At 37.2% G+C, this 15,194-nt stretch carries 12 protein-coding genes, 1 other RNA gene and 1 other annotated feature; of the genes, 11 read left to right on the top strand and 2 right to left on the bottom strand.

All coding sequences use genetic code 11. The features are described from left to right. The first annotated feature begins 68 nt into the window (after positions 1 to 68). From JR050_RS18775 to dtd, 6 genes are all read left to right on the top strand, one after another. Positions 69 to 965, top strand: coding sequence for a cation diffusion facilitator family transporter (locus JR050_RS18775; protein ID WP_204205198.1), 897 nt, complete (start codon positions 69 to 71; stop codon positions 963 to 965). Positions 966 to 988: 23 nt separating this feature from the next. After that, a complete protein-coding gene (locus JR050_RS18770) occupies positions 989 to 1,330 on the top strand; it encodes a LapA family protein (protein WP_204205197.1) in 342 nt (113 codons plus the stop codon). Positions 1,331 to 1,390: 60 nt separating this feature from the next. Next, positions 1,391 to 3,730 carry a single-stranded-DNA-specific exonuclease RecJ gene (gene recJ / locus JR050_RS18765; protein ID WP_204205196.1) on the top strand — a complete coding sequence of 780 codons (2,340 nt, stop codon included), beginning with the start codon at positions 1,391 to 1,393 and terminating at the stop codon, positions 3,728 to 3,730. A gap of 15 nt (positions 3,731 to 3,745) precedes the next feature. Then, positions 3,746 to 4,258 carry an adenine phosphoribosyltransferase gene (locus tag JR050_RS18760; protein ID WP_204205195.1) on the top strand — a complete coding sequence of 171 codons (513 nt, stop codon included), beginning with the start codon at positions 3,746 to 3,748 and terminating at the stop codon, positions 4,256 to 4,258. 205 nt (positions 4,259 to 4,463) lie between these two features. After that, positions 4,464 to 6,665: a RelA/SpoT family protein gene (locus JR050_RS18755; protein ID WP_204205194.1), complete on the top strand. Its 2,202-nt coding sequence runs from the start codon at positions 4,464 to 4,466 to the stop codon at positions 6,663 to 6,665. Between the two features lie 11 nt (positions 6,666 to 6,676). Continuing rightward, a complete protein-coding gene (dtd, locus tag JR050_RS18750; protein ID WP_204205193.1) occupies positions 6,677 to 7,117 on the top strand; it encodes a D-aminoacyl-tRNA deacylase in 441 nt (146 codons plus the stop codon). Positions 7,118 to 7,141: 24 nt separating this feature from the next. Here dtd and JR050_RS18745 read toward each other — a convergent pair whose 3' ends face one another. Further along, positions 7,142 to 8,905, bottom strand: coding sequence for an N-acetylmuramoyl-L-alanine amidase family protein (locus JR050_RS18745; RefSeq protein WP_204205192.1), 1,764 nt, complete (start codon positions 8,903 to 8,905; stop codon positions 7,142 to 7,144). Between the two features lie 176 nt (positions 8,906 to 9,081). Between JR050_RS18745 and JR050_RS18740 the strand changes: the two genes are divergently transcribed. From JR050_RS18740 to JR050_RS18720, 5 genes are all read left to right on the top strand, one after another. Continuing rightward, positions 9,082 to 9,258: a hypothetical protein gene (locus JR050_RS18740; RefSeq protein WP_204205191.1), complete on the top strand. Its 177-nt coding sequence runs from the start codon at positions 9,082 to 9,084 to the stop codon at positions 9,256 to 9,258. Positions 9,259 to 9,450: 192 nt separating this feature from the next. Then, positions 9,451 to 9,699, top strand: a binding site (T-box leader). Between the two features lie 80 nt (positions 9,700 to 9,779). Next, positions 9,780 to 11,051 carry a histidine--tRNA ligase gene (gene hisS / locus JR050_RS18735; protein WP_204205190.1) on the top strand — a complete coding sequence of 424 codons (1,272 nt, stop codon included), beginning with the start codon at positions 9,780 to 9,782 and terminating at the stop codon, positions 11,049 to 11,051. A 17-nt stretch (positions 11,052 to 11,068) separates the two neighbouring features. Further along, positions 11,069 to 12,850 (top strand): aspartate--tRNA ligase, encoded by a 1,782-nt coding sequence (gene aspS, locus JR050_RS18730; protein WP_204205189.1) that lies wholly within the window; start codon positions 11,069 to 11,071, stop codon positions 12,848 to 12,850. A 57-nt stretch (positions 12,851 to 12,907) separates the two neighbouring features. Beyond that, positions 12,908 to 13,087: non-coding RNA, 6S RNA (ssrS, locus tag JR050_RS18725), on the top strand. Between the two features lie 369 nt (positions 13,088 to 13,456). Further along, positions 13,457 to 14,218: a tRNA threonylcarbamoyladenosine dehydratase gene (locus tag JR050_RS18720; RefSeq protein WP_204205188.1), complete on the top strand. Its 762-nt coding sequence runs from the start codon at positions 13,457 to 13,459 to the stop codon at positions 14,216 to 14,218. A 166-nt stretch (positions 14,219 to 14,384) separates the two neighbouring features. Here JR050_RS18720 and JR050_RS18715 read toward each other — a convergent pair whose 3' ends face one another. Next, on the bottom strand, positions 14,385 to 15,095 hold the full coding sequence (locus tag JR050_RS18715; RefSeq protein WP_204205187.1) for an RsfA family transcriptional regulator: 711 nt from the start codon (positions 15,093 to 15,095) through the stop codon (positions 14,385 to 14,387). Between the last annotated feature and the right edge of the window lie 99 nt (positions 15,096 to 15,194).

The following is a 15,194-nucleotide window of genomic DNA, read 5'->3' as shown; positions in this document are numbered from 1 at the left end:
AACAAACTTTTGAAGAACTTGGTTACACTAGTATTTAGATGTTCATTTTTAAAAGGATGTGACAACTTTTGGGAGAGAATCAAGATCGTTTTAGACAAGGAGAAATTGCAGCTTTATCGAGCATTGCAATGAATATTCTACTTGCGATTATAAAAGGGATAGTCGGGGTTATTAGTAATAGTAAAGCATTACTTGCAGATGCCGTGAATTCTGCATCAGATGTTGTAGGATCAATTGCAGTTTTTATTGGAGTAAGGGCAGCAAAGGCACCACCGGATGAAGATCATCCATATGGACATGGAAAGGCTGAATCGATTGCAGCAATCATTGTAGCAGTATTAGTTTTTATGGTAGGTATCGAAATTGGACGATCCTCCATTGAATCCTTTTTTCATGAAATTCAAGCTCCAACGATGCCAGCCATTTATGCAATCGTTTTTTCTATTATAGCTAAGGAAATCATGTTTCGATATAAGATTAAGGTGGGTAAGAGAATAAATAGTGATGCTATTATTGTAAATGCCTATGAAGACCGATCTGACGTGTTTTCTTCACTTGCTGCATTAGTCGGAATTGGTGCTTCTATATTAGGAGGTAAATTCGGCATTGACTGGCTTGTATACGCTGACCCTGTTGCCGGTATATTTGTATCTGTATTTGTTATTATTATGGCTTGGAAGTTAGGTTCTGAATCAATACATACTGCATTAGATCATGTGCTTCACGATGATGAGACAATAGAAATGAGAAAGCTTGTTCTTCAAGTAGAAGGCGTGAAGAAGATTGATGGGTTCTTCGCGCGCGAACATGGACACTATGTCATTGTAGACTTGAAAATCTCCGTCGACCCTTATATTACAGTTGAAGAAGGACACAAAATAGGAAAGAATGTAAAAAATGAACTCATACAGCATGCTAATGTACAAGATGTGTTTATTCATGTCAATCCATATAATGAAGAATAGAAGTTTTTGCTAGGAGGTTTTTGATGAAAGGACAATGGACGTTAATATTAGCTTTGTTATTTGCCCTGATTGTTGCCGTATTTGCAGTCATTAATGTGAATCCAGTAGAAGTGGACTATTTATTTGGGGTTGCCAATTGGCCGTTAATACTTGTCATTTTGGGGTCTAGTGTGATGGGAGCAATTGCTGCAGGCTCAATTGGAATATTCCGGCTGCTTCAGCAGCAAAGAAAAATAAAGCATTTACAAAAAGAAAATAATGAATTACAAAAGAAACTTCATGATCATGAACAAAACGATCAATTACGAAAGCAAAACTACGAGTTGCAAAACGCGACTAAACCTGATGAAAAAATTGAAGACTAGTATTTCCATTGTCACCCTTTGACCACTCTTGTATAATAGGTGGGTCAAGGGGTGATTTTCATGTTTTCGTCCAAAACACGGTGGATGCAAAAAGAAGTTAATGAACAAGTAACGGAACAATTAATGAACGGTCTATCAGTTCCGAAGTTAATTGCCAATTTATTAATTACTAGAGGCATCAATACCGTAGAGGATGCACAGACGTTTTTGAATATCGAAAGTCAGCCGTTTCATTCTCCATTTTTATTAGATGGTATGGAAGAAACGGTTGCGAGAATTAAACTAGCAATTAATAATAATGAAAAAATATTAGTATTTGGGGATTATGATGCGGACGGCGTTAGTAGTACAACCGTTATGATCGGCGCATTAAGAATGCTAGGAGCGACTGCGGACTTTTACATACCGAATCGCTTTTCAGAAGGATATGGACCGAATAGCGGGGCTTTTCAGTGGGCATATGATGAAGGATATCGATTAATTATCACGGTTGATACAGGTATCTCGGCACTAAATGAAGCGAATTTTGCCAAACAATTAGGTATTGATTTAATTATTACAGATCATCATGAGCCAGGACCAACACTTCCGGCAGCGTTTTCGATTATTCATCCGAAAAAGCTTGGAGGCGAATATCCTTTTCATGAATTAGCGGGAGTTGGAGTTGCGCTAAAGGTTGCGCAAGCTTTGTTAGAGGAAGTTCCTCAGGATTTTTTAGCTTTTGCAGCGATTGGTACGATTGCTGATTTAGTACCATTACATGATGAAAATCGTTTAATTGCAAGGAAGGGGATTAAAGCACTTCAACAAACGAAAAATCCTGGTATTCTCGCATTACTAAAAGCTTGTAATGTTAATCAATCCGAAGTGTCTGAAGAAACGATAGGTTTCAGCATTGGGCCAAGAATTAATGCAGTTGGTAGATTAGGAGACGCAGATCCTGCTGTTGATCTGTTCTTAACAAAAGACCCAGATGAAGCGGCATCAATTGCTGATGAGATGAATGCAATTAACAAAGAACGACAAATGATTGTAAATGAAATTACACAAGAAGCGATCGATATGATTGAGGCAGAGTTTCCTCTTACTGATCATTCTGTATTAATCATTGCAAAAGAAGATTGGAATGCTGGAGTAGTTGGGATTGTTGCTTCTAGACTCGTAGAAAAGTATTATCGTCCAACGATTGTGTTAAGTATTGATAGAGAAAAGAACATTGCTAAAGGTTCAGCTCGAAGTATTGAAGGCTTTGATTTATTCGAAAACCTTTCCACTTGCCGCGATATACTTCCTCACTTTGGAGGACATACGATGGCAGCTGGAATGACGCTTTCGTTAGAACATGTGGACGAGCTACGAAAGAGGTTAAACCTCCTTGCAAATGAGAAGTTGACAGATGAAGACTTTATCCCAGTCACTCATGTTGACATCGAATGTAGGATAGAAGATGTAACAATTGATACAATTAAACAATTAAATCTACTATCTCCTTATGGTGTGGGGAATCCTAAGCCTAAAGTAGCAATCCATGATAATGCAATTTCCCAGATGAAGAAAATTGGTTCAGATCAAAGTCACTTAAAGATTTTGCTTGAAGATGCTGGGACAACCTTAGATGGAATTGCTTTCGGATTTGGACATGTCACAGACCATATTTCCCCATTAGCAAAAATCTCGGTATTAGGAGAATTGTCCATCAATGAATGGAACAATCATCTAAAACCACAAATTATGGTGAATGATATTTGGGTAAGAGAATGGCAATTATTCGATTTGAGAGGGAATAAAAGTAATAGTAAGCAGGTAGCTTTGTTAAAAGATAATGACAAAATTGTAACGTTCCATCCTGAATCGATTCAGTCGTTACAACTTCAATCCTACACAGATAAGATTTTTGTTTATGACGAGCAGTCACTTGAAGATCTAGAATCAACGATTGAATCCATTTTCTTTGCGGATTTACCATCTACCACTCAGTCCATACGTACGATTATTGAGAAGGTAAAACCAAAGAGAGTGTACTGTTTATTTCATCCAAAGGAAACTCATTTCTTTGCGACGATTCCAACACGTGAGCATTTTAAATGGTTCTATGCATTTTTAACGAAAAATAAAGAACTAAACCTGTCAATTCATGGTGAGAAGCTAGCAAAAAGTCGTGGTTGGTCAAAAGAAACAATAGATTTCATGTCAAAGGTGTTTTTTGAGTTAGAATTTGTTACAATAAAGAATGGTATTATCACACTGAGTAATCAACCGACAAAACGTGACTTAACAGAATCCAAAACATATTCACAAAAACAAGATCAAATTGAGATAGAGAACGAACTGCTTTACTCTTCCTATTCACAATTAAAGAACTGGTTTGATCATGTTTATACAGGTTTGGTAACAGTATAGGAGGCAATTAACATAATGGATTTCAAAAAGTTTATAACAATCGTACCGGATTGGCCAAAAGAAGGAATTCAATTCAAAGACATTACAACATTAATGGACAATGGTGAGGCTTACAAGGCTGCTACTGACGAAATTGTTAAATTCGCAAAAGAAAAGAAGATTGACTTAGTAGTTGGACCAGAAGCGAGAGGATTCATCATCGGGTGTCCAGTTGCGTATGCACTTGAAGTAGGATTTGCTCCTGTAAGAAAAGAAGGAAAACTTCCACGTGAAGTAGTGAAGGTTGAGTATGGTCTAGAGTACGGTAAAGACGTACTTACAATGCACAAAGATGCAATCAAACCAGGTCAACGTGTTCTAATTACAGATGACCTTTTAGCAACTGGTGGAACAATTGATGCGACAATTAAGCTAGTAGAACAACTAGGTGGAGTTGTAGCGGGTATTGCATTCTTAATCGAATTATCTTATTTAGATGGCCGTTCAAAGCTTGATGGTTACGACGTTTTAACTTTAATGCAATATTAATAAAACCAACATGAGTGTCTAAATGGCACTCTTTTTCTTATACTGGCAGTATTTGTGAGTGAAAAGTTAGTGTTATTCCTTTACATCTGTACGTTTTTTCAAGATAATAGTAACAATAATAATTTTAATCTAATAGTTTGAATAAAGGAATAAAGAGAGAATACTCTCTTCTTTTTTTATTACACACTTAAAATCAGGTGATTCCATGGCAAACGAGCAAGTACTGACAGCTAATCAAGTAATTGAAAAGGCTGCAAAATACTTAAATGAAAAAGATATAAAACTCGTACAAAAAGCATACGAGTATGCAAATAAAGCTCATGAGGAGCAATATAGAAAATCAGGTGAACCCTATATTATACATCCAATTCAAGTAGCGGGTATTTTAGTTGATTTAGAGATGGACCCCGTTACGATATCGGCTGGCTTTCTTCATGATGTAGTAGAGGACACGAATGTAACATTGCAGGATCTCGAAGAGGAATTCGACAAAGAGGTTGCAATGCTAGTTGATGGTGTCACAAAGCTAGGTAAAATCAAATATAAATCTCAAGAAGAACAACAAGCAGAAAATCACCGTAAGATGTTCGTTGCAATGGCACAAGATATTCGTGTTATTTTAATTAAGCTTGCTGACCGTCTTCATAACATGAGGACACTTAAGCACTTACCACAGGAAAAACAACGCCGTATCTCGAATGAAACTCTTGAAATTTTTGCACCTTTGGCACATCGATTAGGGATATCAAAGATTAAGTGGGAGCTTGAAGATACTGCACTAAGATATCTAAATCCGCAACAATATTATCGTATTGTTAATTTAATGAAAAAGAAGCGTGCAGAACGTGAGCAATACTTGGAAGAAGTAATGAATGAGGTGCGAGACCGTCTAAAAGAAGTATCCATTCATGCGGAGATCTCCGGCAGACCTAAGCATATTTATAGCATTTATCGAAAAATGGCGATGCAAAATAAACAATTCAACGAGATTTATGATTTACTTGCCGTTCGTATTGTAGTGAACAGCATAAAGGATTGCTATGCGATTTTAGGAATTATTCATACATGCTGGAAGCCAATGCCTGGACGTTTCAAGGATTATATCGCAATGCCAAAAGCAAACATGTATCAATCTCTGCATACAACCGTTATTGGTCCACAAGGGGACCCATTAGAAGTTCAAATTAGAACGAGTGAAATGCACCAAATTGCAGAATACGGGATTGCCGCTCATTGGGCATATAAAGAAAATAAACAATTGAGTGAGCAAGAATCGTTTGAGAAGAAACTTACATGGTTTAGAGAAATTCTAGAATGGCAAAATGACGCTAATAATGCTGAAGAGTTTATGGAGTCTTTAAAGATCGATTTATTTTCTGATATGGTTTTCGTATTTACTCCAAAAGGAGATGTGTTCGAATTACCATCAGGATCTGTCCCAATTGACTTCTCATACCGAATTCACTCTGAAATCGGAAATAAAACAATTGGAGCGAAAGTAAACGGTAAAATGGTCACTCTTGACTATAAGCTAAAAACGGGTGATATCGTTGAGATTTTAACCTCTAAGCATTCCTATGGTCCGAGCCAAGATTGGTTAAAACTTGCTCAAACGTCTCAAGCGAAAAATAAAATTAGACAGTTCTTTAAAAAGCAACGACGTGATGAAAACGTTGTAAAAGGGAAAGAACTTGTAGAAAAAGAAATTAAGGCGTTATCGTTGGACGTTGAGATGAAAGAAATACTTTCCTCAGAAAATCTAAAAAGAGTAGCTGATAAGTTTAATTTCTCGAACGATGAAGACATGTACGCAGCAGTTGGTTATAACGGAATTACAGCTGCTCAAATTGCAACAAGATTAACTGAAAAATGGCGTAGAAAACGTGATTTAGAGCAAGAGACATCAATTGTTGAAGCGGTACAAGACTTAAAGAAATTCTCTGTATCTAAGAAAAAGGATAGTGGCGTCCGCGTAGAAGGAATTGATAATTTACTCATACGTCTTTCTAAATGCTGTAACCCTGTGCCTGGTGATGAAATAGTAGGCTTTGTTACAAAAGGACGTGGAGTCTCTATACACAGGGAAGATTGTACAAACATTCATACAGAGGAAACGAAGGATCGCCTCTTATCTGTAGAATGGGAAGGCAATGCAAAAGAAGGAAAAGAATATAATGTTGAGATTGAGATTTCTGGATTCGACAGAAGAGGTTTGCTGAATGAAGTTCTTCAGGCTGTAAACGAAACGAAAACAAATATTACAGCTGTTTCAGGGAAGTCAGACCGAAACAAAATGGCAACAATCTCAATGGCAATTTCTATTCATAATGTCAACCATCTACAAAAGGTTGTTGACCGAATTAAACAAATTCCAGATATTTATGCGGTTAGAAGAATGATGCATTAAGGTGAGTGACAATGAAGGTAGTAGTACAAAGAGCAAGAGAAGCATCGGTAATAGTAGAGGGAAATGTCGTGGGTCACATTAACAAAGGACTAATGCTATTAGTAGGTGTAACTCACACTGACACAGAAGAGGATGTTAAATACGTTGCTGAAAAGATAGCAAACCTACGGATCTTTGAAGATGATGAAGGAAAAATGAATCATTCTTTACTCGATATTCAAGGTGAGATACTTTCAGTTTCGCAGTTTACGTTATACGGTGACTGTAAAAAAGGAAGACGTCCTAACTTTATGGATGCTGCAAAACCCGATTACGCAAAAACGGTATATGATGAATTTAATGAGGAACTTCGTAGACTCGGCATTCACGTGGAAACAGGTATGTTTGGTGCCATGATGGATGTGAAGTTTGTGAATGAAGGACCTGTAACCTTAATAATAGAAAGCAAATAAAAAAGAAGCCAAGTGGCTTCTTTTTTATTTAAATTGTTGAGCCAAGCCATTGAATATAGCAGTTGTGACTCTTTCTTGGTAAGTAGAAGTTACTACGTGTGCTTCTTCAGAAATGTTACTTAAAAACCCAAGCTCTAACAATACAGAAGGCCGTTTATTCTGCCTTAGTACTTGAAAATTAGCATACTTAGCTCCTCTGTTCCGGAAAGACGTCTGCTTTATCATTTCAGATTGAAGAGTTTCAGCTAATTTATAATCCTTCGACTTATCATAGTAGTATGTTGTAATACCATTAACTGAAGGATACACCGTGCTATCATAATGTAAACTTAAAAATGCATCAGCTTGATAATAATTAGAAAGACTGACGCGATTACTTAAACTTACATACACATCTTGACTTCGTGTAAGTATGGTTTTAGCACCTGCAGCACGTAGCTTTTCATCTAATAGTTTTGCCGTTCTAAGAGTTAGCGTTTTTTCGAAATTTCCTTTTACTCCTATGGCTCCACTATCTGCTCCACCGTGCCCTGGATCAATGACAATCGTCTTACCATCTAAGTATTGATTCATTCCTGGCTTTTCGACTTTTCCGATAGAACCAGTAGTCGAAACAATCCATCCTGCGACATAGCCTTCTTTCCCATTACCTAAAGATATTTTATACCAATCATTTACCTTTTCAATAATAGTAAAGGTATCTCCTTGATTGGCTCTTGCAACAATGGAATCTGAAGTCGAAGGTCCTTTTCTAATATTCGTTGTGTCATAGAGAATAGTTACCGTTGATGTATCTGAGTTTTTAGGCTCCTCAGGAGTCGTACTAGATGTTGTCTTCTCTAAATACCATCCAGCAACCCAGCCTTCTTTTCCGTTCGGTAGCTTAACATTACTCCAATTGTTTTGTTCATATAAAACTGTTAGCTTATCTCCCTTTTTCACCTTATCGATGACCTTACCATCCAACGTATTTTGGTCACGAACATTTAAGAGTGATGCTGTAACAACGGCTGTTGTAGTAGTTGCGGGTTTATCATCGTTTTTAGGCTGTTCCTCAGATTTACTAATCGTAATATAATCCCTGTGAACCCAGCCTCTTTTAGAGCCATTTAATGCAATTTCATACCAGCTTCCTTGCTCCCCATAAATGCTTACCGAGTCCCCGTTTTCTAAACTGCCGATAACAGCACTTGATAATGAACCTTTTTCTCTAACCTTTAAGGATGTAGCTTTAACTATTCCTTTTTTTAATACTGTTGTGTTTGGTGTTTGTTTCTTTTCTTCAGTTGGGATTCCTTTTAAGTAGTCACTGTGAACCCAACCTTCAAATTGCTTAAACGAAATCTTTATCCAGCTTTCGCTTTTTTCCTTGTACTCAAGCACGTCCCCTTTATTAACTGAACCAACTACTTGAAAACTAGTTCCAGGACCTTTTCTGATGCGTAATCCATCCGCATTTGATATCAACTTTTCATCTGCTTTAACTTCAGGTTTAGCTGGAGAAGTTGTAGAGGAACTGGATTGTTCTTTTGCAAACCAACTTGCGATCCAGCCACTGGCATTTTTTGAAAGCTTAATTTTTATCCAGTCACCTTCTTTCGAAATGACTTCATAGCTTTCATTTTGTTTTACACCATATACGACAGGATAAGATAACCCTGGACCTGAACGAACTTTTAAGCTGTCAGCTGTGATGACTACTTTCGTAGCTTCTGAATGAATAGGTGTTGGTACATAAATAGATAGAACTAAGGTTAAAGCTAAAATTAATGTCATTGCCTTTTTCAATGTTGAAAAACCTCCTTTTGTCTAGCAAGCACGTAATTTTAGGAGTTTGTTTTAATCCAACTAATAGAGTTCGATAAAAGTTGTGAAATTCCTTGTCTTTTTTTGAAATAAATTGAACTTACTGGGCAAGATAAATGATAGAAAATATATTTTTGGATTTTGGAAAGGAAGATATCATGAGATACAGCGATAAAAGTGAATTTGTCTCAAATGGTACTGGACAATTATTTGGGGTAAACTTTCATGATTTTATTGAAAAAGAGAACGTAAATACAACAATGGAATTAGCATCTGAATTTGGTCTTTCTATTCGTGAAGTAAAACAATTAAAAAAGCATTTAGGTCGCTCTTAATGTGAAAATTTCAATCATAGGGGATGACTTTGCCCTAATGGGTTAGAAGAGGAACTTAGGTTAACAGTGAAACTTCAGTTTAGAGTGCTGACTTCCTAAGTTTAGAAGTGGGAATTTGCTACAGTTAGAATAGGATAAATTTTCTTGACAATGCAATTAAACATCCGTATTATAATTAACAATCGAATATACGTATAACCAATGATGGAGACAAGTAATTAAGAAACAAATGACCAGAGATGAAATACCTTGGCTGCGAGTATTTCTGCATGATGCCTTAATGAATGACACTCCGTAGGTTTCTCTCCGAATGTAGTAGGAGATGAACGCAGGCAGGCGTTAACTGTTTAAAGTGGAAGTTTAAAATTTGTATGTGTAAAAACATGAGTTACATATAACTTCAATTAGGGTGGCACCACGGGTTTAGCTCTCGTCCCTACTTCATTAGGAGTAGGAACGGGGGCTTTTTTTATTTTCCTTGGTCTGCTTCAGTAATCACCATTCAATAGGAGGGAAAATCAATGGCAATTCAAATCCCAAGGGGAACACAAGATATTTTGCCTGGCGTTGTTGAAAAATGGCAATTTATCGAAGAACAAGCACGAGACTTATGTAAAAGGTTTAACTACAAAGAAATCCGAACTCCAATATTTGAACATACAGATCTATTTCAAAGGGGAGTAGGGGATACAACAGATATCGTTCAAAAGGAAATGTACACGTTTGAAGATAGAGGTGGTCGGAGCATTACGTTACGCCCCGAAGGAACAGCATCCACTGTACGTTCATTTGTAGAAAATAAGATGTTTGGCTGGGCGGATCAACCTGTAAAACTTTACTATATCGGTCCGATGTTTCGATATGAAAGACCACAATCTGGTCGCTATCGTCAGTTTGTACAGTTTGGTATCGAGGCTTTAGGAAGTGCAGATCCTGCCATTGATGCAGAGGTAATTTCTCTTGCAATGCAAATGTATCAAGGTCTTGGTTTAACGAGATTAAAGCTTATTATTAATAGTCTCGGTGACCAGGAAAGTAGAATTGCACATAAAAATGCACTTGTTTCTCACTTTACACCACACATTTCAGAGTTTTGTTCTGATTGTCAAAATAGACTTGGAACGAATCCTCTTCGAATTTTGGATTGTAAGAAAGATAGAGAACATCCATTAATGGATACAGCTCCGTCAATATTAGATTACTTGAACGATGAGTCAAGAGTTTACTTTGAAAAGGTTCAAGATTACTTAAATACGATGGGAATCCCGTTTGTCGTTGATCCTGGACTAGTACGCGGGTTAGATTACTATAATCATACTGCGTTTGAAATTATGAGTGATGCAGAAGGCTTTGGTGCAATTACGACGCTCAGTGGTGGAGGACGATACAACGGACTTGCAAAAGACTTAGGTGGACCTGAAACACCGGGTATAGGGTTTGCTTTAAGTATTGAAAGATTGTTATTAGCTCTTCAAGCTGAGAATATTGATTTACCAATTGAGACAGGCATTCAATGCTATGTTGTAACGTTAGGTGAAATGGCAAAAAAGAAGAGTATACACCTCGTCAATGAGCTTCGAAAAGCAGGTCTCTCTGTAGAAACAGATTATTTAGATCGAAAGATAAAAGCACAATTTAAAAGTGCTGATCGTTTAAATGCGAAGTTCGTCATCATTATCGGGGATGAAGAGCTAGAAAGAAATGTGGTATCAATTAAGGATTTACAAGCTGGGACACAAGAAGAAGTAGTAATAGAAACACTAGTTGATGTAGTAAAAGGGAAATTGGGATAAAAATAGGAGGAGAGAGAATGGAAAGAACACATTATTGTGGTGATGTAACAGAACATCAAATCGGTCAGTCAGTGCAGCTAAAGGGCTGGGTAAACAAACGTCGTGACTTAGGTGGATTAATTTTTATCGATTTACGTGATAGAGCTGGAATTGTACAAATTGTTTTTAACCCGGATGTTTCAGAAGAAGCCCTAAAAATTGCAGAAGGTATTAGAAGTGAGTATGTTGTTGCAGTAGAAGGGAAAGTCATAGCAAGATCGGAACAAACTGTCAATTCAAACATGAAAACTGGAAAAATTGAAATAGTGGCAGAGAAAATTGAAATACTAAATGCAGCAAAAACTCCTCCGTTTGCGATTTCTGATCAAACGGATGTGTCAGAGGACATTCGTTTAAAATATCGTTACTTAGACTTAAGAAGACCTGAAATGGTAGAAACATTTAAACTAAGACATAACGTGACAAAAACAATGAGAAACTTCTTAGATGCAGAGGGCTTCCTAGAAGTTGAAACACCGATTTTAACAAAGAGTACTCCAGAAGGAGCGAGAGACTATTTAGTTCCTAGCCGTGTTCATCCTGGAGAATTTTATGCACTGCCTCAATCTCCACAGCTATTCAAACAGTTATTAATGGTTGGTGGTTTCGAGCGTTATTATCAAGTAGCACGCTGCTTCCGAGACGAAGACCTTCGTGCAGATCGTCAACCTGAATTTACACAAATTGATATTGAAACATCATTTATGAACCAAGAAGAGATTATCTCACTAATGGAGAAAATGATGCAACAAGTAGTACAAGGTGCGAAAGGTCTTGAAATTTCAACTCCATTTCCGAGAATGACATACCAAGAAGCGATGGACCGCTTTGGTTCAGATAAACCAGATACACGCTTTGGGATGGAATTAATGGATGTTTCTGATCTTGTAAGAGAATCTGGCTTTAAAGTATTCAGCTCGGCTGTTGAAAACGGTGGAAAGGTAAAAGCGATCAATGTAAAAGGCGGGGCGTCAGATTATTCTAGAAAGGATATTGATGCCTTAACAGAATATGTTGCGGTATATGGTGCAAAAGGTTTAGCATGGCTAAAGGCAGAGGCAGAAGGGCTTAAAGGTCCAATTTCTAAATTCTTTAACGAAGAAGAACAAGCTCTTCTAACTTCAGCGTTATCTGTAGAGGAAAACGACTTATTATTATTTGTTGCTGACAAAACGCCTGTAGTTGCTGACGCTTTAGGTGCACTGCGTATGAAATTAGGAAAAGAACGTAAATTAATTGATGAATCAAAATACAACTTCCTATGGGTAACAGAATGGCCATTACTTGAATATGACGAAGATGCAGGGCGTTATTTCGCTGCTCATCATCCGTTTACAATGCCAGCTAGAGAAGATCTTGAGAAACTTTCAACAGATCCAGGAAGTGTTCGTGCTGAGGCGTATGACCTCGTATTAAATGGATATGAGTTAGGTGGAGGTTCACTTCGTATTTTCGAACGTGATATTCAAGAAAAAATGTTTGCGACGTTAGGATTTACACAAGAAGAGGCAAGAGAACAATTCGGTTTCTTACTGGAAGCATTTGAATATGGAACACCTCCACATGGTGGAATTGCACTAGGTCTAGACCGTTTAGTGATGCTACTGGCTGGAAGAAGTAACTTAAGAGATACAATTGCCTTCCCTAAGACAGCAAGTGCAAGCGATCCGTTAACAGATGCACCAGGAGCAGTATCGGAGCAACAATTGGATGACCTTCACTTGAAGTTAAACCTTAAAGAAAAAGTAAAACAAGATTAATTCTTCTTCTTAGGTGTTCCTTGAATCGGGAATTTGGATATGGTATGATTATTTTACAAAGTCCTGATGTGTTCGTCTTATAACCTATTGTTTTGACCGAACAATATGTTATCCGGGAGCCCGGAGTTTCTTAACCGCGTAAATGCCTATTACTGGACTTACATACGTTAGAACAGGGCACCCACCTGCTTAGGTGCGGGTTCAAAACGAAGGCCGGGCGGCACAATCGGGACTTCTTGAACAATGAAATGAACCTATGCTTAGGCATAGGTTTTTTGTATCTTTATTTTTAGCCTATGTAGTTGGAGAATGAAGTCTAAGAAAACGAGAGTTGTTCGCCGATAAAAGGCAAAAAATTCGCTCATATTACGACAACCTTGTTGAAAAATTGTCTCAGGTGCGTAAATACATAATAGAATGGACACAATCTTCTCTAATCACAACATATAAATATATATATTAAAATTCACTTAAAGAAGTTGCAACTTTACTCATACCGTTTTAAAATTCCAATAGAAATACTAGACATTGAAGAAAAGTATGATAATGTTGTAAACGGGAAAAACAAATATAACGAACAGTTTATAAAGAAAGTGGTGCTACTAGATGTTACATCAGTTTTCAAGAAATGAATTAGCGATGGGTAAGGAAGGACTAGACCTTCTGAGAAACTCCACGGTTGCGGTATTGGGAGTTGGAGGAGTTGGAGGTTTTGCTGCTGAGGCTCTTGCAAGATCTGGAGTTGGAAGAATTGTGCTTGTAGACAAAGACGATGTAGATATTACAAATATTAACCGTCAGGTCATTGCGTTATTGTCTACAGTCGGCCGACAAAAAGTGGAAGTTATGAAGGAAAGAATTGCAGATATTAATCCAGAATGCGAAGTTATAGCGTTAAAGATGTTTTATACCGAAGAAACGTACGAACAGTTTTTCAGTCATGGTTTAGATTGGGTGATTGATGCATCAGATACGATTTCATACAAAATTCATTTAATGAAAGAATGTCTGAATAGAAACATTCCTATTATTTCAAGTATGGGGGCTGCGAATAAAACGGACCCAACACGTTTTAAAATTGCAGACATCTCAAAGACACATACAGATCCGCTTGCCAAAGTCATTCGTACACGTCTAAGAAAAGAAGGAATTCATAAAGGAATTAAGGTTGTCTTCTCTGATGAAAGTCCGATTGTCATTCGTGAAGATGTTCGAAAAGAAATTACAGACGAAAATGCAAAAATTCGTAAAGCAAAAATGCCACCATCATCAAACGCATTTGTACCATCAGTTGCAGGATTGATAATGGGTGGACATGTTATAACACAAATTACGAAAGATATTAAAATCAATCGTGTTCAAAATTAAACAAACTCCCGGCAGTTATATGCCGGGAGTTTCTTTTTCGATTTATATTGGTACTAATAATTCCACTTCAAAACTAATAATACGGAGTATTATAATAACGCCAGTTAAAACTAAGGTTGCTTCAACTTACAAGCAGTGGGAGAAACTCCCAATGCTTGTAGTTTCATTATTTTGCTACTTTTTCTAAGTTACCGTTTTTATCCATACGGAAAACAGGTGCTTGTCTTTCTTCTGTTTCCTCAAACATTACCATTCTACGAGCGCGGTCCATTATTTGGACTAATGCTTGGTAATCCTCTTGAATAGTAGAATGCTCTTTTGTTAGTTTTTCTACTTTGTGTTGTAACTCTTCGTTCTTCTTCTTTAACTCATTATTTTCTAGCTTCAATCTGTCATTTTCAAGTTTTACTTGTGTCCCTTGTGATCCTTGTTGTTTATATTGAACAAGAAAAGAGATCACGTCATCTAATGATAGACTTTTATTCATTCTTGTCATATTAGTAGTAGAAACTGGTGTAAACTCTTCAGCCATTTCCTGTTTCATGGCAACTGCAGGTGCAGGTGATTGTGTAGGCCTTGCTACCTGATTTTGCTGAACTCTTGTGGTAGATTCATACTTTTGTCCGGCAGGAGTTGAGTTAGCTAGAGCTCGCTTTCTTTCTTTTCTTTGTTTTTTAGCAATTTGAATCGCTTGCTCATACTGCCTTCGAATTTCTGCATTCCATCTAAAACCACAGGCGGCAGAAGTTCGATTTAACTTATCTCCTACCTCTTCAAAGGCTTGAAGCTGCGTTCCACCTTCACGAATGTATCTAAGTACTGTTTCTGCTAATAGTAAATCATCTTCATGTGTCCAAGCATCTGAACGAACTTTCATCTGTATCACTCCTATTTTCGTAGCTTAGCAATTTTTTATCTAGCATTTACCGAAAAGTAGGATTTTATACGTTTACTAGTTTTGTCGATATAAAATTCT

Source organism: Bacillus suaedaesalsae, from assembly GCF_016890225.1.
Lineage (GTDB): Bacteria > Bacillota > Bacilli > Bacillales > SA4 > Bacillus_BS > Bacillus_BS suaedaesalsae.
This window is presented reverse-complemented; position numbering and strand designations above follow the sequence as displayed.

Excerpts from the sequence above, each read along its gene's own strand:
- JR050_RS18770 (WP_204205197.1), top strand. The coding sequence starts at position 989 with ATGAAAGGACAATGGACGTTAATATTAGCTTTGTTATTTGCCCTGATT.
- JR050_RS18740 (WP_204205191.1), top strand. The coding sequence starts at position 9,082 with ATGAGATACAGCGATAAAAGTGAATTTGTCTCAAATGGTACTGGACAA.
- JR050_RS18715 (WP_204205187.1), bottom strand. The coding sequence starts at position 15,095 with ATGAAAGTTCGTTCAGATGCTTGGACACATGAAGATGATTTACTATTA.
- recJ (WP_204205196.1), top strand. The coding sequence starts at position 1,391 with ATGTTTTCGTCCAAAACACGGTGGATGCAAAAAGAAGTTAATGAACAA.
- aspS (WP_204205189.1), top strand. The coding sequence starts at position 11,069 with ATGGAAAGAACACATTATTGTGGTGATGTAACAGAACATCAAATCGGT.
- JR050_RS18720 (WP_204205188.1), top strand. The coding sequence starts at position 13,457 with ATGTTACATCAGTTTTCAAGAAATGAATTAGCGATGGGTAAGGAAGGA.
- hisS (WP_204205190.1), top strand. The coding sequence starts at position 9,780 with ATGGCAATTCAAATCCCAAGGGGAACACAAGATATTTTGCCTGGCGTT.
- dtd (WP_204205193.1), top strand. The coding sequence starts at position 6,677 with ATGAAGGTAGTAGTACAAAGAGCAAGAGAAGCATCGGTAATAGTAGAG.
- JR050_RS18755 (WP_204205194.1), top strand. The coding sequence starts at position 4,464 with ATGGCAAACGAGCAAGTACTGACAGCTAATCAAGTAATTGAAAAGGCT.
- JR050_RS18760 (WP_204205195.1), top strand. The coding sequence starts at position 3,746 with ATGGATTTCAAAAAGTTTATAACAATCGTACCGGATTGGCCAAAAGAA.